General features: G+C 71.7%; 17 protein-coding genes and 1 pseudogene. 6 read left to right on the top strand and 12 right to left on the bottom strand.

The window, feature by feature from the left end; all coding sequences use genetic code 11:
- Window positions 1-58: 58 nt before the first annotated feature.
- Window positions 59-1,411, bottom strand: coding sequence for a S1C family serine protease (locus G401_RS43765; RefSeq protein WP_084556859.1), 1,353 nt, complete (start codon window positions 1,409-1,411; stop codon window positions 59-61).
- A 260-nt stretch (window positions 1,412-1,671) separates the two neighbouring features.
- Between G401_RS43765 and G401_RS0105940 the strand changes: the two genes are divergently transcribed.
- On the top strand, window positions 1,672-2,208 hold the full coding sequence (locus G401_RS0105940; protein ID WP_027341781.1) for an O-methyltransferase: 537 nt from the start codon (window positions 1,672-1,674) through the stop codon (window positions 2,206-2,208).
- 6 nt (window positions 2,209-2,214) lie between these two features.
- Here G401_RS0105940 and G401_RS0105935 read toward each other — a convergent pair whose 3' ends face one another.
- Together G401_RS0105935 and G401_RS54510 are read right to left on the bottom strand one after the other, a co-directional pair.
- Window positions 2,215-3,621 (bottom strand): leucyl aminopeptidase family protein, encoded by a 1,407-nt coding sequence (locus G401_RS0105935; protein ID WP_027341780.1) that lies wholly within the window; start codon window positions 3,619-3,621, stop codon window positions 2,215-2,217.
- 203 nt (window positions 3,622-3,824) lie between these two features.
- Window positions 3,825-3,992 carry a DUF3117 domain-containing protein gene (locus G401_RS54510; RefSeq protein ID WP_084556858.1) on the bottom strand — a complete coding sequence of 56 codons (168 nt, stop codon included), beginning with the start codon at window positions 3,990-3,992 and terminating at the stop codon, window positions 3,825-3,827.
- Window positions 3,993-4,190: 198 nt separating this feature from the next.
- Between G401_RS54510 and G401_RS0105925 the strand changes: the two genes are divergently transcribed.
- The 3 genes and pseudogenes from G401_RS0105925 to G401_RS0105915 all read left to right on the top strand — a co-directional run.
- Window positions 4,191-4,988 carry a PaaX family transcriptional regulator gene (locus G401_RS0105925; RefSeq protein WP_027341779.1) on the top strand — a complete coding sequence of 266 codons (798 nt, stop codon included), beginning with the start codon at window positions 4,191-4,193 and terminating at the stop codon, window positions 4,986-4,988.
- Between the two features lie 197 nt (window positions 4,989-5,185).
- Window positions 5,186-5,977 (top strand): enoyl-CoA hydratase-related protein, encoded by a 792-nt coding sequence (locus G401_RS0105920; protein ID WP_027341778.1) that lies wholly within the window; start codon window positions 5,186-5,188, stop codon window positions 5,975-5,977.
- A 2-nt stretch (window positions 5,978-5,979) separates the two neighbouring features.
- Window positions 5,980-6,180, top strand: a pseudogene (locus G401_RS0105915) (hypothetical protein); the annotation flags it as partial.
- A 162-nt stretch (window positions 6,181-6,342) separates the two neighbouring features.
- Here G401_RS0105915 and G401_RS0105910 read toward each other — a convergent pair.
- Window positions 6,343-6,924: a DUF1003 domain-containing protein gene (locus G401_RS0105910; RefSeq protein ID WP_027341776.1), complete on the bottom strand. Its 582-nt coding sequence runs from the start codon at window positions 6,922-6,924 to the stop codon at window positions 6,343-6,345.
- Window positions 6,917-8,158 carry a magnesium transporter MgtE N-terminal domain-containing protein gene (locus G401_RS43760; protein ID WP_051366224.1) on the bottom strand — a complete coding sequence of 414 codons (1,242 nt, stop codon included), beginning with the start codon at window positions 8,156-8,158 and terminating at the stop codon, window positions 6,917-6,919. The genes G401_RS0105910 and G401_RS43760 overlap by 8 nt, the downstream gene beginning before the upstream one ends.
- 84 nt (window positions 8,159-8,242) lie before the next feature.
- On the opposite strand from G401_RS43760, the gene G401_RS0105900 reads away from it, so the two are divergent.
- Window positions 8,243-9,943, top strand: a complete 1,701-nt coding sequence (locus tag G401_RS0105900) for an ABC-F family ATP-binding cassette domain-containing protein (protein ID WP_027341775.1) — start codon at window positions 8,243-8,245, stop codon at window positions 9,941-9,943.
- Window positions 9,944-10,025: 82 nt separating this feature from the next.
- Entirely contained in the window at window positions 10,026-10,814 is a 789-nt protein-coding gene (gene thiD / locus G401_RS0105895) for a bifunctional hydroxymethylpyrimidine kinase/phosphomethylpyrimidine kinase (protein WP_027341774.1), read from the top strand.
- Between the two features lie 16 nt (window positions 10,815-10,830).
- Here thiD and G401_RS0105890 read toward each other — a convergent pair whose 3' ends face one another.
- The 7 genes from G401_RS0105890 to G401_RS43755 form a co-directional block, all read right to left on the bottom strand.
- Entirely contained in the window at window positions 10,831-11,340 is a 510-nt protein-coding gene (locus G401_RS0105890; RefSeq protein ID WP_027341773.1) for a DinB family protein, read from the bottom strand.
- Window positions 11,341-11,386: 46 nt separating this feature from the next.
- Window positions 11,387-12,364: a hypothetical protein gene (locus G401_RS0105885; protein ID WP_157545374.1), complete on the bottom strand. Its 978-nt coding sequence runs from the start codon at window positions 12,362-12,364 to the stop codon at window positions 11,387-11,389.
- A gap of 205 nt (window positions 12,365-12,569) precedes the next feature.
- Complete coding sequence (locus G401_RS0105880; protein ID WP_027341771.1) at window positions 12,570-13,655, bottom strand: uroporphyrinogen-III synthase; 1,086 nt, start codon at window positions 13,653-13,655, stop codon at window positions 12,570-12,572.
- Window positions 13,652-13,993, bottom strand: coding sequence for a nitrite reductase small subunit NirD (nirD, locus tag G401_RS0105875; protein ID WP_027341770.1), 342 nt, complete (start codon window positions 13,991-13,993; stop codon window positions 13,652-13,654). Before nirD ends, G401_RS0105880 begins: the two co-directional genes overlap by 4 nt.
- Complete coding sequence (nirB, locus tag G401_RS0105870; RefSeq protein ID WP_027341769.1) at window positions 13,990-16,464, bottom strand: nitrite reductase large subunit NirB; 2,475 nt, start codon at window positions 16,462-16,464, stop codon at window positions 13,990-13,992. The genes nirD and nirB overlap by 4 nt, the downstream gene beginning before the upstream one ends.
- Window positions 16,461-17,876 (bottom strand): FAD-dependent oxidoreductase, encoded by a 1,416-nt coding sequence (locus tag G401_RS0105865; RefSeq protein ID WP_027341768.1) that lies wholly within the window; start codon window positions 17,874-17,876, stop codon window positions 16,461-16,463. Before G401_RS0105865 ends, nirB begins: the two co-directional genes overlap by 4 nt.
- Complete coding sequence (locus G401_RS43755; protein ID WP_051366222.1) at window positions 17,873-20,056, bottom strand: molybdopterin oxidoreductase family protein; 2,184 nt, start codon at window positions 20,054-20,056, stop codon at window positions 17,873-17,875. The genes G401_RS0105865 and G401_RS43755 overlap by 4 nt, the downstream gene beginning before the upstream one ends.
- Window positions 20,057-20,274: the final 218 nt, after the last annotated feature.

The following is a 20,274-nucleotide window of genomic DNA, read 5'->3' as shown; positions in this document are numbered from 1 at the left end:
CGGGGGACGCCACCCTCGGCAGATCCCAGGGTAGTCAGGCGCGGACTCACCGACGAGACTACTTCGCGTCAGCCGCCAGCGTCACCGTCACTTCCTTGTGACTCGAACCCCGCTGGTAGTCCACCGTCACCGCGGTACCGGGAGCGTACTTGCGGACCAGCGCGATCAGCTCGGTGGGATCCTCCAGCACGTGGTGGTCGACGGCGAGGACCACGTCCCCGTTGCGCAGGCCGGCGGCAGCGGCCGGACCGGCCGGGTCCACCTCGGCGAGGCGTACGCCCTTGTAGTTGGTGTCGAGTCGGGCGCCGATCACGGTACGCCGGGCGTGCCCCGTCGAGATGATCTCCTCGGCGATCCGCTTCGCCTGGTTGATCGGGATGGCGAAGGCGAGCCCGATGTTGCCGGCCGAGTCGTCGTCCGAGGCCATCGACTTGATCACCGCGTTGATGCCGATGACCGAGCCGCCGCCGTCGAGCAGGGGGCCGCCGGAGTTGCCGTGGTTGATGGCGGCGTCGGTCTGGATCGCGGCGTAGTAGCGGGTCTGCTGCGAGTCGCCCGCGGCCAGCAGCCGGTCGACCGCGCTGACGATGCCCGAGGTCACCGTGCCGGGCAGGGCGAGCGGCGAGCCGACCGCGAGGACCGGGTCGCCGACCTGCACCGTGCTGGAGTCGCCCATCTCCACGGGCGGCAGGCCGGACCTATTGACCTTGATGACGGCGATGTCCGACTCGGGGTCGCTGCCGATCAGCTTCGCCGTCGCGGGCGTACCGTCGTTGAGCACGACCGAGACGCCGGATCCACCGGACACCACGTGGTCGTTGGTGATCACGTAGCCGTCGTCGCTGACGACGAAGCCCGAGCCCAGCGCCATGCCCCCGCTGACCGGCACCTTCACCGTGACCACGCTGGGCAGCACCCGGGCCGCGATCGCCGCGAAGGACTCCGGTGGCCGCTGCGCGAGCGCCGCGATCGTCTGGTTGGAGCGGTCGAGGCTCGTCGACTGCCGGTGGGTGGCGGTCATGAACCCGACCCCCATAGCGCCGCCGACGATCCCCGCCATCAGCGCCACCGCGGCGACCACCGCCACCAGGATCGCCGTACGCCGGGAGACGCCGAGCCCCGGCGCCAGTTCCTTCGAAGGCGGGGGTGTCGAACCGGCGACGCCGAGCCGCACGTGCGACTGCGGATCGCGCCAGGGATCGTTGCGGGCGTCCGTCCACCAGTACGCCGGCTGCGACGGTGGCGCCGTCGGCGGTACCCAGGCCGCGCTGCTGTGTGGATCGGACCACGCCGGATCGCTCCACGAAGCCTCGTCGGTGCTGCCCGTCGGCGGTGGCGTCGGTACGCGTCGTTCGGCGCGCGTACCAGCGTCGTCGCCGTCGGGCTGGTGCCAGTTCCAGCCGTCGGTCACGAGTCTCGACCCCAATTCCGTCCCCGTTACGGGAGGCCATGGCCCCCGACAGGTTCAGAATTGCACGATTGCCGCTTTCATGATGATTTTTCGCGAGAACCGGAATACCCGCCCCGGTGGCCGGTTCCGGCGTCGCGCGCTCCTCTGGCGTTCCGGGGATCCGCCGCCACTACTATCCAAGGTGCACCCGCGCTGGGAGGGCGACGATGAGGCAGCTGGGACCGTCCACCATGGGCGGACGGGGCGGCATCGAGTCCTACATCGCCGAGGACGCGGTGCTGCAGACTGCCCGCAATCTCGCGCACGAGCTCGGGCTCATCCCGGTCGCGGTGTCCACAGGGGTCACCCTGCGCCTGTTCGCGGCCATGGTCAACGCCCGCGCGGTGATCGAGATCGGTACGGGTACCGGGGTCAGCGGGGTCTGGCTGCTGCGCGGGATGCGGGCGGACGGCGTACTCACCACGATCGACCTGGATGCCGAGCACCAGCGGTACGCCCGCCGGATCTTCATCGAGGCCGGGTTCGCCGCCTCGCGGAGCCGCGTGATCGCCGGACGGGCCCTCGACGTGCTTCCCCGGCTGGCCGACGGCGTCTACGACCTCATGGTCCTCGACGGGAATCCGGCCGATCACGAGGCGGCCGTCAGTGCCGCGGCCCGGTTGCTGCGGCCGGGCGGGGCGATCGTGGTGATCGCCGGCGGGGCCGCGCTGGCCGAACGCGTACGCGACGAGTCCGACGTCTGGCTGCCGGCCCTGATTCCGACCCCGGACTCGCTGCTGGCGGCGGTGCGCCGCTGATCCGGGCTAGGCGAGGTTGGTCAGGAACCGGGTGAGCGTACGCACGCCCCAGCCGGTCGCGCCCTTGCCGAGCGGGCCCTCGACCTCGTCCGACCAGGCCGGGGCCGACATGTCGATGTGCGCCCACCGGTCGCGGCGCCGGCCGGCGAACTCGCGCAGGAAGAGCGCGGCCGTGATCGTCCCGGCGCCGCCGTCGGCCGCGTTGTAGAGGTCGGCGATCTCGCTCGTGATCATCGACATGTAGTCGGACGGCATCGGCAGCCGCCAGACCTGTTCGCCCGCCTCGTCCGCGGCCGCGGTGAGCGCCTTGACGAGTTCGTCGTTCTCCGCGAACAGCGCCGCGATCCGCTTGCCGAGCGCCACCCGGGACGCGCCCGTGAGAGTCGCGAGGTCGATGAGGTAGTCGGGCTCATACTGCTCTACCGCGTACGCGAGCGCGTCGCCGAGCACCACCCGGCCCTCGGCGTCGGTGCTGCGCACTTCGGAGGTGAGCCCGCCGTAATGGTGGACGACGTCACCCGGCCGCCAGGCCCGCCCGGACAGCATGTTCTCCGCCAGCGGGGTGAACGCCGTCACGCGTACGGGAAGATGAAGATCCGCGGCGGCGAGCAGGGCGCCGACGACGGCGGCCGCGCCTCCCATGTCCTTGCGCATGAGCGACATCGCGTCGGCGGGCTTGATGTCGATGCCGCCGGTGTCGAAGGTGATGCCCTTGCCCACGAGCACGACGTGGCGGGTGGCGCCGGCGGGCCGGTAGTCCAGCCTCAGCAGGCGCGGGCCGCTGTCGGAGCCGCCGCCGACCGCGAGGATGCCGTTGAAGCCCTCCGCGGCGAGCCGGTCGGGTTCCCAGATCTCGACCTCGACGGCGTCGCCGGCCGCGGCGGTGACCTGGTCCACGAACCACTCGGGGTTCTTGATGTTGGATGGCGTGTTGGTGAGCGTACGCGCGAAGCAGGTCCGCTCGGCCACGATCCGGGCCTGTTCGAGGGCGGTGCCGACGGCGGCCGGATCGGCGACCAGCAGGGTCAGCGCCGGACCCTCGACCGTCTTCCCGTACGCGTATCCAGCGAGCCAGGCGCCCTCGGCGAAGCCGCGTACGGCGGCTGCCGCGTCGATCGCCGAGGTCAGATCCACTGTGATGGAGATCGCTCGGGACTGGGACCGGACAATTCCGGCGCCGGCCGCCCGCCAGCCCTCCTCGTCGCCCGCGCCGACGCCCGCCGCGATCACGGTCGACGGCGTCTGGAGGGGCCGCGCGTAACTCTCGACCGAGCCCGCCTCGCCGGTGTGCCCGGACTGCCGGACGAACGCCTCGAACTCGGCGTCGCCATCGCCGGCACCGACCGGCCGGGCGACCGCGTCCGCGGCGGCGAGGGCATCGGGCGAACCGGGGGCGAGCTGGATCTGCAGCATGATTCCCACCCTAGTCGAGAACGTGAACGCGCCGCCGCGTCGGTCGGCCAACCGTCACGGCAGCGCGGTCAAGGTTCGCGCGTCTTCAGTTGTCGCTCCGACCGCCGGAGCACTCGAGGCCACTGGGTGGCGCGCCCTGCGAAGCTCGCTCGCGCGAACTCCTCGGGCCGGGCGCCGCACGGGGGCCGCCGCGGGCCGGCACCTCAGCCCACGGCCTCCTTCAGCGCCTCGCCCAGGCGGGTGGCCTCGTCCGGCGTCATCTCGACCACCAGTCGACCGCCGCCTTCCAGCGGCACCCGCATGACAATGCCCCGGCCCTCTTTGGTGACCTCAAGCGGACCGTCGCCCGTCCGCGGCTTCATCGCCGCCATCTCTGTCTCCCCTCAGACTTCCACCAGGGACGGCGGGTTTCCCCGCCGCGCGTCAGCAGGTCTGCGACTCGGGTGGGTGGACCGGACGCAGTCCCGACCAATGATTTTCCCTGATGGCTGCCACGAAGCCCAAACCGGGCCGCCAACGATGTGACAATTGCTAGCGGAAACAACCACAAACTGTCACAATTCACGGCTATGCAGGCCCGGTCCGCGCTCTTCGACCTCTACGGGGACCACCTTCGCTCGCGGGGTGGTCGAGCCCCGGTCGCCGCCCTGGTCAAACTACTGGCCCCGGTCGGCATCGGCGGGCCGGCCGTGCGTACCGCCGTGTCCCGGATGGTCCGGCAGGGCTGGCTGGTCGCCGTGCGTACCTCGGGGGGACCGGGCTACCAGCTGACCGGCCGGGCCGAACGCCGGCTCGACGCGGCTGCCGCGCGAATCTATCGCACCACCCGGGCGGGCTGGGACGGCCGGTTCGACCTGATCTCGATCAAGCTCCCGGTCGAACGCCGTCAGCGCGAGCGGCTGGTCAACGACCTCAACTTCCTCGGCTACGGCCGGCTCGGCGACGAGGTCTGGGTCGCGCCCAGGCCATCCGCCGAGGTGGAGCCCATGCTCACCGACTCCGGCGTCGAGCACGAACGCTTCTCGGCCAGCCACGGGGGCGGCGTACCGGGCGCGATGGCCCTCGTCCGCAAGGCCTGGAATCTCGATCGGCTCGGCGCCGCCCACGAGGCGTTCGTCACCGAGATGCGCCCGATCGTCACCGCCGTCACCAGCCGTACGCCGGACCTGCACGCGTACGCCGCCCGGTTCCAGCTGGTGCACGCGTGGCGACGGTTCCTGTTCACCGACCCGCAGCTGCCCGCCGCGCTGCTGCCGGACGGGTGGCCGGGCTCGGCCGCGGCCGGATTCTTCGACCGGCACGCGTCCCGGCTGCGGCCGGCCGCCGACCGCTTCGTCACCGCCTGCCTCGCCGAACCCCGCGAGTAACCCGACCCCCGAGGCCCTGACCCCGCGGGCAGCCCGACCGCCAAGATCCCGTTTGGATCAGGGAAATCACCCGAATCTTGGGCCATGATTCGGGGGAGAACCGTGATCCAAACCGGATCTTGGAGCGCGAGAGCGCGAGAACCGCCGAGCGCGAGAACCGCACAGAGCGCGAGAACCGCCCACAGGAGGAGTACGCGATGGATCCGCTGCTGGTCGACCGGACCGACGGGGTAGTGACCCTGACCCTGAACCGCCCGGCCGCGATGAACGCCCTGGACGTGGTACTGAAGGAGGCGCTGCGCGACACGCTCGCGGGGCTCGCCGCCGACCCGTCCGCCCGGGCGGTGGTGCTCACCGGCGCCGGGGACCGGGCCTTCTGCGTCGGCCAGGATCTGCGGGAGCACATGGCGCTGCTGACCGAGGGCAGCGAGGCGCCGCTGACCACGGTCGCCGAGCACTACAACCCGATCGCGATGAACCTGGCGACCCTGCCCCTGCCGGTCGTCGCCGCCGTACGCGGAGCCGCCGCCGGTGCCGGTGCGTCGCTGGCGATGCTGGCGGACTTCCGGATCGGCGGCCCGTCGACCTCGTTCCTGATGGCGTTCGCCCGGGTGGGACTGGCCGCCGACACGGGTGCGTCGTGGATCCTGCCGCGGCTGGTCGGTCACGCCAAGGCGACCGAGCTGCTGCTGCTCGCCGAGCCCGTGAACGCCGCGACCGCCGAGCGACTGGGCCTGCTGACCCGGCTGGCCGACGACGACGCCGACGTGCTGCCGCAGGCGCAGGAGCTGGCCGCACGGCTGGCGGCCGGGCCGACGAAGGCGTACGCGGCGATCAAGCGGGAACTGCTCGAAGGAGCGTCCGGCACCCTCGCGGCCGCCCTGGAGGTCGAAGCCCGGGCGCAGGCCGAGAGCGGGGCGACGGCCGACCACCGGGAAGGCACCTTCGCCTTCGTCGAGAAGCGGCGCCCCGCTTATAGTGGATCGTGAGCAAGAAGTCCTGGCTGGTCACCGTCGCACTGCCGATCGAGGCGTCGTCGCCGGCCGAAGCCGTCGGCGAATACTGGCGCTACGTCGCCGAGCTGGGGCCGGGCGAGCTTCCCGCGTACGTGAGCCCGATGGGCGAGGAACTCGACATGATTCCGTACGTGGCGGGCGAACCGACGAATCTCGATCCCGAAGAGGACGATTAGGGGCTGGACGCCCTTAGGGATCCATGTCACTATCGATGGAGATGACAGCCGCGTGCCCTGCCCCTTGAGGCACGCGGTTTTTCTCTGCCCTGCCCAGGCCACCTGCCCTGCCCAGGCCGCCGTTCCGGCCTGGGCTCGCCATCCGGTCGCGGTCTGGTCGGTCTAGCCGCGGTCGGCGCCGTCGCCGTCGAGGTCGTCGTCGGACTCCCGGTGGCCGCCGGCCTCGCCGCGGGCCGCCGCCTTCTCCTTCTTGCGTTCCCGCTTCTGCCGCCGGTGCGCCGCCTCGTCCAGCTCCTCGGCCAGCCGGGACAGCTCGGAACGGACGAAGTCACGGGTGGCCACGTCGCCGAGCGCGATCCGCAGCGCGGCGATCTCCCGGGCCAGGTACTCCGTGTCGGCCTTCTGCGCGGCGGCCCGCCGCCGGTCCTCCTCCAGCGAGACCCGGTCCCGGTCGGCCTGCCGGTTCTGGGCGAGCAGGATCAGCGGGGCGGCGTACGAGGCCTGCAAGGACAGGATGAGGGTCAGGAACGTGAACGTGTACGGGTCAAACTGCAGAGGGGCCGGGGCCAGCGTGTTCCAGATGATCCAGATCGCGATGACGATCGTCATGTAGACCAGGAACTGGGCGGTCCCCATGAACCGGGCGATCCCCTCCGACCAGCGTCCGAATGCCTCGGGGTCGAAGTGCGGCAGGCGTACGCGGCCCGGCTCGCGCGGCTGGTCGAGCCGGCGATTCTCAGCCACGGCCGCCGCCCTGCTGGCGCCAGTCGTCGGGCAGGAGGTGGTCGAGCAGGTCGTCGACGGTCACCGCGCCGAGCAGCCGGTCGGAGGCGTCCACGACCGGCATGGCGACGAGGTTGTAGGTGGCCATCCGGCGGGTGATCTCGGGCAGGCTGCTCTCCGGGTCGAGGGGGTCGATGTCGTTGTCCACGATCCGGCCGAGCATCTCCGACGGAGGCTCCCGCAGCAGCCGTTGGAAGTGGACCATTCCCAGGTACCGGCCGCTCGGCGTGGCCATGGGCGCGCGGGCCACGAAGACCTGGGCGGCGACGGCGGGGGAGACCTGCGGCTCGCGTACGCGGGCCAGCGCCTCGGCCACCGTGGCGTCGGGCGTGAGGATCACCGGCTCGCTCGTCATGACCGAGCCGGCCGTGCCCTCGTCGTAGATGAGCAGGGCGCGTACCGGCGCGGACTCCTCGGGTTCCATGAGATCGAGGAGTACCTGCTGCTCGACGTGCGGCAGTTCGGAGAGCAGGTCGGCCGCGTCGTCGGGGTCCATCTCCTCCAGGACGTCCGCGGCCCGCTCGCGGTCCAGCGCCGCGATGATCCCGATCTGGTCGTTCTCGGGCAGCTCGGCGATCACGTCGGCCAGCCGCTCGTCGTCCAGCGCCTTCGCGACCTCGTTGCGCCGCGGGACCGGCATCTCCTGCAGCGCGTGTGCCAGGTCCGCCGGCCGCATCTTCTCCAGGACCGCCAGGATCGACGCCGTGCCCTGCTCCGCCGGCGGCGCCAGGAGGCCCTGGACCTCGTCCCACTCCAGCTGGTGCATGTGCCCGCGCCGGGTCAGCCGGCCGGTCACCTCGCGGACCGCGAGCCTGCCGAGCTTCCATTCCCCGGTACGCGTGGACTCCATTCCCACATCCACCACTGTGGCCGGTATGCCCGAGGACGCGATGGTGACCCGCCGGTCGAGCAGCTCTTCCAGGATCAGCAGTTCGCCGGTCCGCTTCTCGAAGCGGCGCAGGTTCAGCACGCCGGAGCCGAGGATGACGCTCTCGGAGTCCAGCGAGACGATCCGGCCGATCGGCAGGAAGATGCGCCGCCGCATCGGTACCTCGGCGACGAGGCCGACGACGTTCGGGGGGTCGGTGGTCGTCCGGGCCACGGCATCGCGTACCCGGCCCACCTGATCGCCGTTGGGGTCGAAGACGGCGAGGCCCGCGAGCCGGGCGACGTAGACCCTGGTCGTCGTGGCCACCCGTTCAGACTAGCGGGGCCCGCAAGATCCGCAGCCGGTAATGGGGATGCGTTCATGCGCCCTGGTCAGGCAGTATTGCCGCCCGTGGGGTATGTGGACGTAGCCAATGTCACGCACACGTTGCCGGACGGCAGAGTGCTCTTCGCCGACGTCTCGTTCCGGGTCGGTGAGGGGCAGCGGGTCGCGCTCGTCGGCCCCAACGGCGCGGGCAAGACGACGCTGCTGCGGATGGTCGCCGGCGACCTGGCCGCCCAGAGTGGTGTGATCTCCCGGTCCGGCGGACTGGGCGTCATGCGCCAGTTCATCGGCATGGTCGGCCATGGGAAGGCCGCCGGCGGCGCGCTGGGCGAGGACACCACCCTGTCCGAGCTGGCCCTGTCGCTCGCCCCGCCGCTCGTACGCGATGCCGGCGCCAAGCTCGCGAAGGCGGAGGCCGAACTGGCCCGCACCGAGGCCCGGGGCCGCCTGAGCACGGCGGCGCAGCAGGCCCAGATGAAGTACGCCGAGGCCCTGTCCCTGTGGGGCGAGTCCGGCGGCTACGAGGCCGAGGTGCTGTTCGACACGGTCAGCGTCCTGGTCCTGGACCTGTCCTGGGACCGTACGCGGGACCGTCCCGTCCGGACGCTCTCCGGCGGGCAGCAGAAGCGGTTCGCGCTGGAGCTGCTGCTGCGGGGCCCCGAGGAGGTTCTCCTGCTCGACGAGCCGGACAACTTCCTCGACGTGCCCGCGAAGCGCTGGCTCGAACGGCGGCTCTGCGAATCGGAGAAGTCGGTCCTCTACGTCTCGCACGACCGTGAACTGCTCAATCAGACAGCGCAGCGCGTCGTCGCCGTCGAGGGCGCCTCGGCCTGGATCCATCCGGGCGGCTTCGCCAGCTGGCACGACGCCCGGTACGCCCGGCACGAGAAGATGGAGGAGGACCGCCGCCGCTGGGACGAGGAGCACGAGAAGCTGCGCCAGCAGATGCTGATGTACAAGCAGAAGGCGGCCTACAACTCCGACATGGCGTCGCGCTACCAGTCCGCGATGACCCGGCTGCGCAAGTTCGAGGAGGCCGGGGCGCCGCCGCTGCCGCCGAAGGATCAGGAGATCAAGGTCCGGCTGACCGGCGGGCGTACGGGCAAACGGGCGGTGATGTGCGAGCAGCTGGAGCTGGAGAACCTGACGTTCCCGTTCGATCTGGAGCTGTGGTACGGCGACCGGCTCGCGGTGCTCGGCGCCAACGGCACCGGCAAGTCGCACTTCCTGCGCCTGCTGGCCCGGGGTGGCACGGACGGCGCGACGACCAGTGTGGACGGTGGGCGGCACGCGCCCGTCGCGCACAACGGCGTCGCCCGGCTCGGCGCCCGGGTGCTGCCCGGCCACTTCTCGCAGACGCACGACCGCCCCGAACTCGTCGGCCGTACGCTCGTCGACGTCCTCTGGCGCGGTGACGATCACCGGTCCGGCATGGACCGGCACGCCGCGATGCGCTCGCTGGACCGCTACGAGCTGGCCAAGCAGGGCGACCAGAAGTTCGACACCCTCTCCGGCGGGCAGCAGGCCCGGTTCCTGGTGCTGCTGCTGGAGCTGTCCGGGGCGACCCTGCTGCTGCTCGACGAGCCGACCGACAACCTCGATCTGGCCAGCGCCGAGGCGTTGCAGGAGGGGCTGGCGAAGTTCGAGGGCACCGTCGTCGCCGTGACGCACGACCGCTGGTTCGCGAAGTCCTTCGACCGGTTCATCGTGTTCCGCGGCGACAACGAGGTGGTCGAGACCCCGGAGCCGGTCTGGGACGTACGCTGACGATCGCGTATAGACGAAAATATATTCGTCCGACTGACTTCCTGTCCGACACGGCGGCGGTGGGCCGGGTGACAGTGGTGGCATGCAGACGCCGCCCGTCGCGCTGACCATCGCCGCCTCCGATCCGGCCGGGTCCGGCGGCATCCAGGCCGATCTGAAGGTCTTCGCCGCCCACGGGTGCCTCGGTACGAGTGTGATCACCGCTCTCACGGCCGAGAACACGCGCGGGCTGCACGACGTCTTCCTCGTACCCGGGCCCGTCGTCGGTACGCAGCTCGCCGCCGCCGTCGACGACCTGCCGGTGGCCGCGGTCAAACTCGGCATGCTCGCCTCCGGACCGGCGGCCGCCGAGGTGACGGCCCGCGTACGCGCCGGGGCCTTTCCCAATCTCGTCATCGATCCCGTGCTGCGTTCGTCGACCGGCCGGACGATGGGCGTACGCACCGCGATCGAACGCCTGCTCCCCTACGCGACGGTCTTCACGCCGAATCGCGAGGAGGCGTCGGCGCTGGTCGGCTGGGAGGTCACCACTCCGGCCGACATGGCGGGGGCGGCCGCACAACTGGCCGCGGACTCGAAGGTGACCGTGGTCGTCACCGGCGGCGACCTGCCCGGCGAGGAGGCCGTCGACGCCCTGTGGACACCGCACGGCGCCCAGTTCCTGCGCAACCGGCGGGTGCCGAGCCGGAACGCGTACGGGACCGGAACGACGTTCTCGGCGGCGATCACCGCTCTGCTCGCGCACGGCGCCGAACCCGACAATGCCATCCGGCTCGCCAAGGAGTACGTCGCCCGCGCGGTCACCGGCTCCGTCGACTGGAACCTCGGAACGGGCCGCGGCGCCCTCGATCACTTCGAGTGGCGCCGCTGATCCGTCCCGGCGCGGCTCACTCGCCTGTGGTGCCGTCGATCAGTTGGCGCAGCAGATCGGCGTGGCCGTTGTGGCGTGCGTACTCCTCGATCATGTGCAGGTAGACCCAGCGCAGGTCGAACGTGTCCCCGCGATGGTCGGTGAACGTCTCGTCGAGCGCCCGGCCGGCCGCGGTGGCCCGGGCGGCGTTGACCTCCTCGGTGTACGCGGCGAAGTCGGCCCGGACGTCGGCCGTGTTCACGCCGTCGAAGTCCGCGCCGGGCTCGGCGTCGGACCAGTAGACGCCCGGAATGGCGGCGCCCTCGAACTGGCGGCGGAACCACCACCGCTCCACGTCGGCCATGTGCCGGACGAGGCCCAGCAGGCTCAGCGTGGACGGCGGCACAGAACGCGAGCGCAACTGGGCGTCGTTCAGCCCGGCGCACTTCAGCAGCAGTGTCTCACGGTGATAATCGAGCCAGGCATCGAGCTGCGTACGCTCCTCGCCGTGGCGTGGTGGGTCGGTGCGGTTGACTTCAGGTGCCATCACGCCGCCACCGTATCGGTCCCGTGCATCCCGGCAACGCGGCCGCTCAACCCAGCGGCCTGGGCACGAACTGCTGCTTGTCCTCCGGCGTACGCCGAGGCGACAGGTCGTTGAGCCACGACTCGGTCGAGTCCGGGCGGCGCGACGCCGGGCGCGGAGCGAACCCGTCCGCGACCGGCCCCGGCTGGCGCTGCGGCAGCGGAGCGGTATCCGTCGACATCGCCTCGGCCACGGCATCGTCCCGGCGCGGCGGCAGCCCGACGACGACGGACACCGCGAGACCGACACCCGCGGCCAGCATCGCGGCCACCCACGGGATCTTCTGGTAGTCCGACGACCCCGGCCCCGCCACCAGGTACGCGATCGCGACCATGGCCGGTCCGGCGAGCCCGCTCAGCGCGATCGGGAGCCGGTGCTGTCCGCGTACGCGCGCGAGGACGGCGACCACGAGCGCGAGGACACCTGCCGCGGCGGGCGGTCCCCACAGGCCGAGGTTGTGGACGAGCGGCCCGCTCAACCGGGCCTCGCTCAGCTGGCCGAGGCGGGCCGGGTCGGGGCCGGTCGTGGCCTCGCCGAGGAGTGCCCACACGACGATGCCGTACACGATCGCGTTCCAGGCGAGCGCACGGCCGTGCGCGCTGACGAAGGCGAGCAGCGTCCCGGCCGCGGCGGCGAGCCCGATGGCGATCCCGGCGAGCAGAAGAGGATCGCCCAGCGGAACATCGGCATGCCGGGCGGGCACGAGCGCGACCGCGCTACCGAGCGCGCCGCCGAGAGCGGCGGCGATGGCGGCGCTGAACCGCGTGCCGAGCCCGGCGTTCCGGCTGGAAACGACGGTGCCGAGCATGACCGCGGCCAGAGTGAACCACGCCAGCAGGGCGATCTGGGCACTCCAGGCGTCGACGTCGTCGAACCGGGCGTCCAGTTGCAGGATCCTGACAGTCACGGCGATGCCCACCTGTGCGGCGGCGGTCACGCCCGCGAGCAGAAAAGCGGCGGAAGTTGCTCGTCCCCAGGTCTTCACGCCAGAAGGCTAGGACAGTCCATCTGTTCGCGCCAGTGCTGGTCATACGAACAGCCGAATCTTCGGCTCAGCCCCGAGCCCGACCATCCGGCGATCTTGCGCGAATGCCTCGAATTTCGTCCGGATTACCCGAATAGCCCGGACATTCGTGCAAGATCGTCGCCGGCCGGTGACTGGTCGCCTCGAGCGAACCGCGGGCGGGGGATCAGTCGACGGGGAGGCGGTAGCCGCGTTTGACCACTGTCTGGACGAATGCCGAACCCCCGAGGCCGGCTCGTAGCCGGGCGACCGCCATCTCCACGGCGTGTTCGTCCGCGCCGCGGGGGAGCGACGGCAACAGGGCCGCGCGGGACAGGACCCGGCCTGCCCGGGTCGACAGGGCGCGGAGGACCGCCATGGGCGCCGGGGCCAACGGCTTGAGCTCGCCGTCCACCACTGCCGCGTGGCCGCGCAGGGTGAGTTCATGGCCGGCGACCTGGAGGGTGACGGCGCGCTTGGGGAGTTCGTCCACAAGGGAGCGGACGAGGCCGCCCAGCCGGGCCCGGGAGGGGACGATGACCGGGACGTCCAGCTCGACGAGCGGGGCGGCCGTGACGGCGCCTACGCAGGCCGCCACCACGTCGGTACGCAACGCCTCGAGGCAGGCGTCCCGGGCGGGGCCGGCGGCGTCGAGGAGCGCCTGGGCGGCCGGGGCGGAGGTGAAGGTGACGGCGTCGATCAGGCGGCCGTGGACGAGGTCGACGAGACGCTGGAGCGGGGCCGGGTCGAGCGGCGGCGCCCACCGGTAGACGGGGACCTCGATGACCTCGGCGCCGGCCGCGCGCAGCGCCGCGCAGAATTCGGGTTGCTGGTCGCCGTGCAGTTGCACCGCGATGACGTCGCCGCGTACGCCCCGGTCCATCAGGTGGAACAGGACCTCGTCGCAGCTCTCGGAGTCGGGGGACCACTGGTCGAGCAGGCCGGCGGCCCGGGCGGCGCCGCGCGCCTTGGGGCCGCGGGCGACGAGGTACGCGTCGGCGAGTACGCCGCGCAGCGCGTCGCCGAGACCCCAGCCCTCGGCCGCTTCGAGCCAGCCGCGCATGCCGATGCCGGTGTTGGCCACCACCACGTCCGGCGGCGCGGCCAGGCACCGCCGGGTGGCGTCGCGCAGTTCGGCGTCGTCCGGCAGCGGGACGATCCGCAGGGCGGGCGCGATGACCACCCGGGCACCGCGCCGCTCCAGCAGCGCGGCCAGCTCGTCCCGTCGCCGGTCGGCGGTGACGCCGATGGTGAACCCCGACAGCTCGCTCATTCCGGCGTCCCCACGCAGACCATGCCGTCGCGTACGCGTACCCGCCAGGTGCGTACGCGTACTCCGGGTGCGTCCAGGCAGTCGCCGGTACGCAGATCGAACGCCTGCTTGAACAGCGGCGAGGCCACGGTCGGGGCGTCGCCGCGGGTGCCGACGATGCCGCGGGACAGCACCGACGCCCCGCTGAACGGATCGACGTTGTCCAGGGCGTAGAGGTCGCCGGTGAAGGTGCGGAAGATGGCCACGGGCTCGCCGCCGACCAGGGCCGCGACGCCGCGCTCGATCTCGATGCGGTGCAGCGGGCAGACGACGGTCTCGGTGAGGACTGGTGCTGTCATGACGGCCTCCCAGTGATCAGAACGGGGACCGACCGGGCCGGTACGCGCTGGCCCCGCTCGGTCTCGAAGGAGATGGACGGGTCCGGTACACCGGGCGCGTTGACGAACGAGACGAACCGCGACAGCCGTTCCTCGTCGTCGAGGGTGGCCGCCCATTCGTCCGCATAGGACTCGACGTGGGCCGCCATGGCCGCGTCGAGCTCGGCACCGAGGCCCAGCGAGTCGTGGTAGACCACGTCCCGCAGGTGGTCCAGCCCGCCGTCGAGCCCTTCCAGCCAGCTCGACGTGCGCTGGAGGCGGTCGGCGGTGCGGATGTAGTACATGAGGAACCGGTCGATCGTCCGGATCAGGTCCTCGGTGGACACGTCCGAGACGAGGAGATCGGCGTGCCGGGGCCGGAAGCCGCCGTTGCCGCCCACGTAGAGGTTCCAGCCGGTCTCGGTGGCGATGATGCCGAAGTCCTTGCCCCGCGCCTCGGCGCATTCACGCGCGCAGCCGGAGACCGCCGACTTGATCTTGTGTGGCGCCCGCAGTCCCCGGTAGCGCAGTTCCAGCGCCACGGCCAGCCCCACCGAGTCCTGTACGCCGTACCGGCACCACGTGCTGCCCACGCAGGACTTCACGGTCCGCAGCGCCTTGCCGTACGCGTGCCCGGACTCGAACCCGGCGTCGACGAGCCGGCGCCAGATCTGCGGCAGCTGCTCGACGGTGGCGCCGAACAGGTCGATCCGCTGGCCGCCGGTGATCTTCGTGTAGAGCCCGAAGTCGCGGGCCACCTCGCCGATCACGATGAGCTTCTCCGGGGTGATCTCGCCGCCGGGGATGCGCGGCACGACCGAGTAGGTCCCGTCCTTCTGGATGTTGGCCAGGAAGTGGTCGTTGGTGTCCTGCAGGGCGGCCTGCTCGCCGTCGAGCACGTAGCCGTTGGTCAGCGAGGCCAGGATCGAGGCGACGACCGGCTTGCAGATGTCGCAGCCGCGCCCGCGGCCGAAGCCTGTGATGAGTTCCGAGAACGTACGCACACCGCGTACGCGGATGATGTCGAAGAGCTCCTGGCGGGTGTGGTCGAAGTGCTCGCACAGCGCCTTCGACTGCACGACCCCGCATTCGTTCAGCAGCTGCTTCAGCATCGGTACGCACGAACCGCAGGTGGTGCCGGCGCGCGTACAGGCCTTGACGGCGGGGACGTCGGCGGCACCGCCCTTGATCGCGTCGACGATCGCGTCCTTGGTGACCGCGTTGCAGGAACACACCTGCGCCGAGCCCGGCAACGTCAGCGGAGTGGCGGCGGAGTCGCCCGCGAGCAGGGCCAGCGGCGGCCCGGGCAGGGGACCGCCCAGACTCGCCCGCAGCGTCGGGTACGCCGAGGCGTCGCCGACCAGGACCCCGCCGAGCAGGACCTTGGCGTCGTCGGAGAGCCAGAGCTTGGCGTACAGGCCGTGGGCGCCGTCGTGGTAGACGACGTCGAGCGGGCCGTCGGCCGCGCCGAACGAGGCCACGTCGACGCCGAGCAGCTTGAGCTTGGTGGAGGTGTCCGGCGTGGTCATCGCCGCGTCGCCGCCTACGAGCCGGTCCGCGACCACCTCGGCCATCGCGTACCCGGGGGCGACCAGACCGTACGTGCGACCGTCGGCGCCGTCGAGGGACAGCGCCGCGCACTCGCCGATGGCCCAGACGGCCGGGTCCTCGGTCCGGCAGAAGGCGTCGACCAGGAAGCCGCCCCGCGGGCCGAGCGGCAGGCCGAGCCCCAGCTCGTCGCGGGGCCGGATGCCGGCCGCGATCACCACGATCTCGGCGTCGACCGCGCCGCCGTCGGCGAAGGTGAGGCCGGTGACCCCGGCTTCGGTTCCGACCAGCGAGGCGCAGGCTCGTCCGGTGTGGACGGTCAGGCCCAGGCCCTCGACGTGGTTCTTCAGGACCGCGCCGCCGCCCTCGTCCACCTGCAGCGGCATCAGCCGGGGCGCGAACTCCACGACGTGGGTCGCGAGACCGAGCAGCCGCAACGCGTTCGCCGCCTCCAGCCCGAGCAGGCCGCCCCCGAGCACCGCGCCGACGCTGCGGCCGGCCGCGTACTCGCGCATGGCCTCCAGGTCGTCGATCGTGCGGTAGACGAAAACGCCCGGCAGGTCGGCGCCGCTGATCGGCGGCACGAACGCGCGGCTTCCGGTCGCCAGCACCAGCTCGTCGTACGCGAGCACGCCCGCCTCGGTCGTCACGGTCTTCGCCGCCCGGTCGACGGCCAGCGCGGCCGTCCCGAGCCGGAGGTCCACACCGGACGGAAGGTCGCCGAGGTGCAGATCCGCCGGCGTGGACCCGTCGAACAGCGCGGACAGGCGTACGCGGTCGTAAGCGGGCCGGTTCTCCTCGCCGAGGACGGTGACCCGCCACTCGCCGGAGGCGTCCCGTGCCGTCAGCGCCTCGACGAAACGCTGGCCGACCATGCCGTTGCCGACGACGACAACATGTCTCATCCGCGTGCTCCTTCGGAAGCCGAGAGCCAGTCGCTGATGCCGCACACCGCGTCGGTGCAGGTGCCGCAGCCCGTGGTGGCGCGCGTACGCGCCGCTATCGCCGGTGTGTCCCGGTGGCCGTCCCGCCAGGCGCTGACGATCGCGCCCTTGCTGACGTTGTTGCACTGGCAGACGGTGGTCAGGTCCGGCATGAGCGCCGGTGTGGGGGCCGCCTGCGCCGTGGCCGCGCCGCCCAGCGCCCGGCCGAGCAGCAGCGCCCGGCGGTCGGCGGGGACGGCGTCGCCCCGGTCGAACAGCTGGATCACCTGCCCGACGCTCGGGTTGTCGCCGAGCAGCACCGCGCCGGTCACCCGGTCGTCGCGGATGCGCAGGCGGGCGTACGTGCCGCGGGCGGGGTCGGCGAAGCGGAGGTCCTCGTGCCCGGGCTCCTCGGCCAGGCTGCCCATCGAGGCGAGGTCGATGCCGCTCGCCTTGAGCCGGGTCACCACCGGCGTCGGGTGGTACGCGGCCAGCGGCTCCTCCCCACTCAGCACCCGCGCGACGACCGAGGCCTGGGCCCAGGCGGGCGCGACGAGGCCGCCGACCTGCCCCCGGTGCTGGGCGCAGTCGCCGATCGCCGAGATGTGCCGGTCGCTGGTCCGCAGCCGGTCGTCGACGACGATCCCGCGCTCCACGTTGAGCCCGGCCCCGCGGGCGAGGTCGACGTTCGGGCGTACGCCGCACGCGATCACGAGCAGCCCGGCGGTGATGGTCCGGCCGTCGGACAGGCAGAGGCCGACGCCTTCGGGAGTCTCGGCGTACCGGTCGGCGGACACTCCGGTGTGGACGGTGATGCCGAGCCCGGACAGCGTGCCGGCGAGAATGCCGCTGGCGTCCGGGTCGATCTGCCGCTCCATCAGGTGGCCGACGGGGTGGACCACGTGCACGTCCAGTCCCCGCGTCGCGAGCCCCCGCGCAGCCTCCAGCCCGAGCAGGCCGCCGCCCAGGACCAGCGCCGTACGCGCGGACCCCGCCAGCGCCACGATCCGCCGTGCGTCGTCGAGCGTGCGGAAGACCGCGACCCGGTCCGGCAGCGCCTCGGGCAGCCCCTCGATGGGAGGCACCCAGGCATCGGCTCCCGTGGCCAGGATCAGGTGGTCGTAACTGACGACCTCGCCGTCCTCGCAGTGCACGGCCCGTTCCGCGCGGGCGATCGCGACGACCCGCGTACCGGGGCGGACGTCCTCGACCGCGTCCGGGAGTTCGACGCCGGCCTCGTCGGTCTTGCCGGCCAGCAGGTTCGACAGCAGAATCCGGTTGTACGCCCGATGCGGCTCCGCGCCGAGCACCTTCGCCTTCACTCCGAAGCGGGCCAGCTCGGCCGCGCAACGCGCGCCGGCCATGCCGTAGCCCACGATCACCACCTGGGTCATGCGTCCTCCGGTTCGCCCGAGGGTTCGGCCGGTTCGACCCGGACGGCGCACACCTTGAACTCGGGCATCTTCGACACCGGATCGAGCGCGTCACTCGTGAGGGAGTTGACCCGCTGCTCACCCGCGAAGTGGAAGGGCACGAAAACGGTGTCCGGCCGGATCGTCTCGGTGAGCCGCGCGGGTGCGGTCATCGAACCGCGGCGGCTGGTCACGCGTACTCGTTGCTGGTGAGAGATGCCGAGGCGGGCCGCGAGGTCCGGGTGCAGTTCGACGAACGCGGAGCCGGCGGCCTTGCGCAGGGGCCCGATCCGGCGCGTCTGCGCGCCGGACTGGTACTGGGCGAGCAACCGCCCGGTGGTGAGGTAGAGCGGGAAGTCCGCGTCGATGTCCTCGGCGACCGGCCGGTGCTCGACGGGGTGGAAGACGGCACGGCCGTCGGGAGTGAAGAAACCCTCCTCGAAGAGCCGCGGCGTGCCTGCCCGGTCCGCTGACGAGCAAGGCCAGAACACGCCGTCCTCGGCGTCCACCCGCTCCCACGTGACGCCCGCGTAGTCGGCAACTCCGCCAGCGGTGGCACGCCGCAGCTCTTCGAAGGTAGCGCGCGGGTCGGCAACGAACCGCGCACCTGTGGGGTGGTCGCCGATTGCCCGATCGGCGCCCTCCCCGGGGTGGCCGTGCCGCTCACGCGGCTCGGCGCTCTGGTCGAGCCGGGAGGCCAGCTCGGCCAGGACCGCCAGATCCGTCCCTATCCCTGGCGGCGGTTTGCGGAGGGCCCGGCGCCGCAGCACCCTGCCCTCGAGGTTGGTCATCGTCCCGTCCTCCTCGGCCCACTGGGCCGTGGGGAGGACGACGTCCGCGAGTTCTGCGGTCTCGCTCTTTATAAAATCGCATACGACCAACAACTGGAGGTTTCGCAGACGTTTCCCAATGTGAATTGCGTTCGGCGCGGAGACGACCGGATTGGATCCGAAGACGAGGAGAGCCTGCGGTCCGGAGTCCGTTCCCAGGCTGTCCAGCAGCTCATATGCGCTCACTCCGGGCCCCGGCAGATCCGCGGCGTCCACACCCCACACTCGGGCGATGTGATTCCGGGCACTTTCATCGTCGATCTTCCGATAACCGGGCAACTGGTCGGCTTTCTGACCGTGTTCCCGGCCGCCCTGTCCGTTGCCCTGTCCCGTGAGACAGCCGTAGCCGGACCCCGGCCGCCCCGGCAGTCCGAGCGCCAGCGCGAGGTTGATGAAGGCGCTCACCGTGTCGACGCCCTTGGCGTGCTGCTCGGCGCCGCGCGCGGTCAGGATGATCGCGGGCCGGCGGGCCAGCGCCCGCACCGTCCGCTCCAGGTCCGCGATGGGCACCCCGGTGATGCGTTCCACGCGCGCCGGCCAGTAGCCGGCGGCGATCCGCTTCACCTGCTCCCATTCCCGGGTACGCGTCGCGACGTACTCCTCGTCGACCAGCCCTTCGGCGATCGCGATGTGCAGCAGCCCGTTCGCCAGGGCGAGGTCGGTCCCGGGGGTCGGCTGCAGGTGCAGGGTGGCCACCCGGGCGGTCGGGGTGGCCCGGGGGTCGATGACGATCTGCTCCGCGCCCGGATTGGCCCGCTGGTCGGCCAGCCAGCGGCCGAACGGCGGCATCGTCTCGGCGACGTTGGCCCCGGCCAGCAGCAGGGTCTGCGCGCCGGCCAGGTCGGGCAGCGGGAACGGCAGGCCGCGGTCGACGCCGAAGGCGCGCATCCCGGCCGCCGCCGCGCTCGACATGCAGAACCGGCCGTTGTAGTCGATGTTCTTGGTCCGCAGCGCGACGCGGGCGAACTTGCCCAACGCGTATGCCTTCTCGTTGGTCAGGCCGCCGCCGCCGAAGACCGCCACGGCATCCCGCCCGTACTCGGACTGGATGGCGGTGATCTTGTCGACGATGTACGCGTACGCCGTCTCCCAGCTCACCGGCTCGCCGTGCAGCAGGGGCTGCCGGAGCCGGTCGGGGTGGTCGAGCAGCTCGGCGGCGGTCCAGCCCTTCTGGCACAGGCCACCGCGGTTGGTCGGGAAGTCGCGGGCGGCCACCTCGACGCGGCCGTCGGCCGACTGTGTGAGCGTCATGCCGCACTGCAGAGCGCAATAAGGACAATGGGTCGGCACCTCGTGCGGCTGCCCGGGGGGTGCCGCGTCCTGGGGTGTCATGTCATTGAGAGTGACCGGAGGCGGTTTCGGCCGGACTTCTCATATGTTTCCGACCTGCAAAGTCGCGCTCATCTGTTCGGCTGGCCGGGTGTTGGCCGGTGGGCCGGGAGAAACAGCACCGGTTGCGGGTTTTGTCCGTTGACGAGATGATCTAACGTGATCCATAGTGACTGTCCGTGAGATCCACAACACCGCAGGTGAACAGCTGGTTTTCATTC

It is taken from the genome of Hamadaea tsunoensis DSM 44101 (assembly GCF_000428945.1).
Taxonomy (GTDB): Bacteria; Actinomycetota; Actinomycetes; order Mycobacteriales; family Micromonosporaceae; genus Hamadaea; species Hamadaea tsunoensis.
Note: the sequence above shows the minus strand (reverse complement) of the source record. Positions and strands in the feature narration are given on the sequence as shown.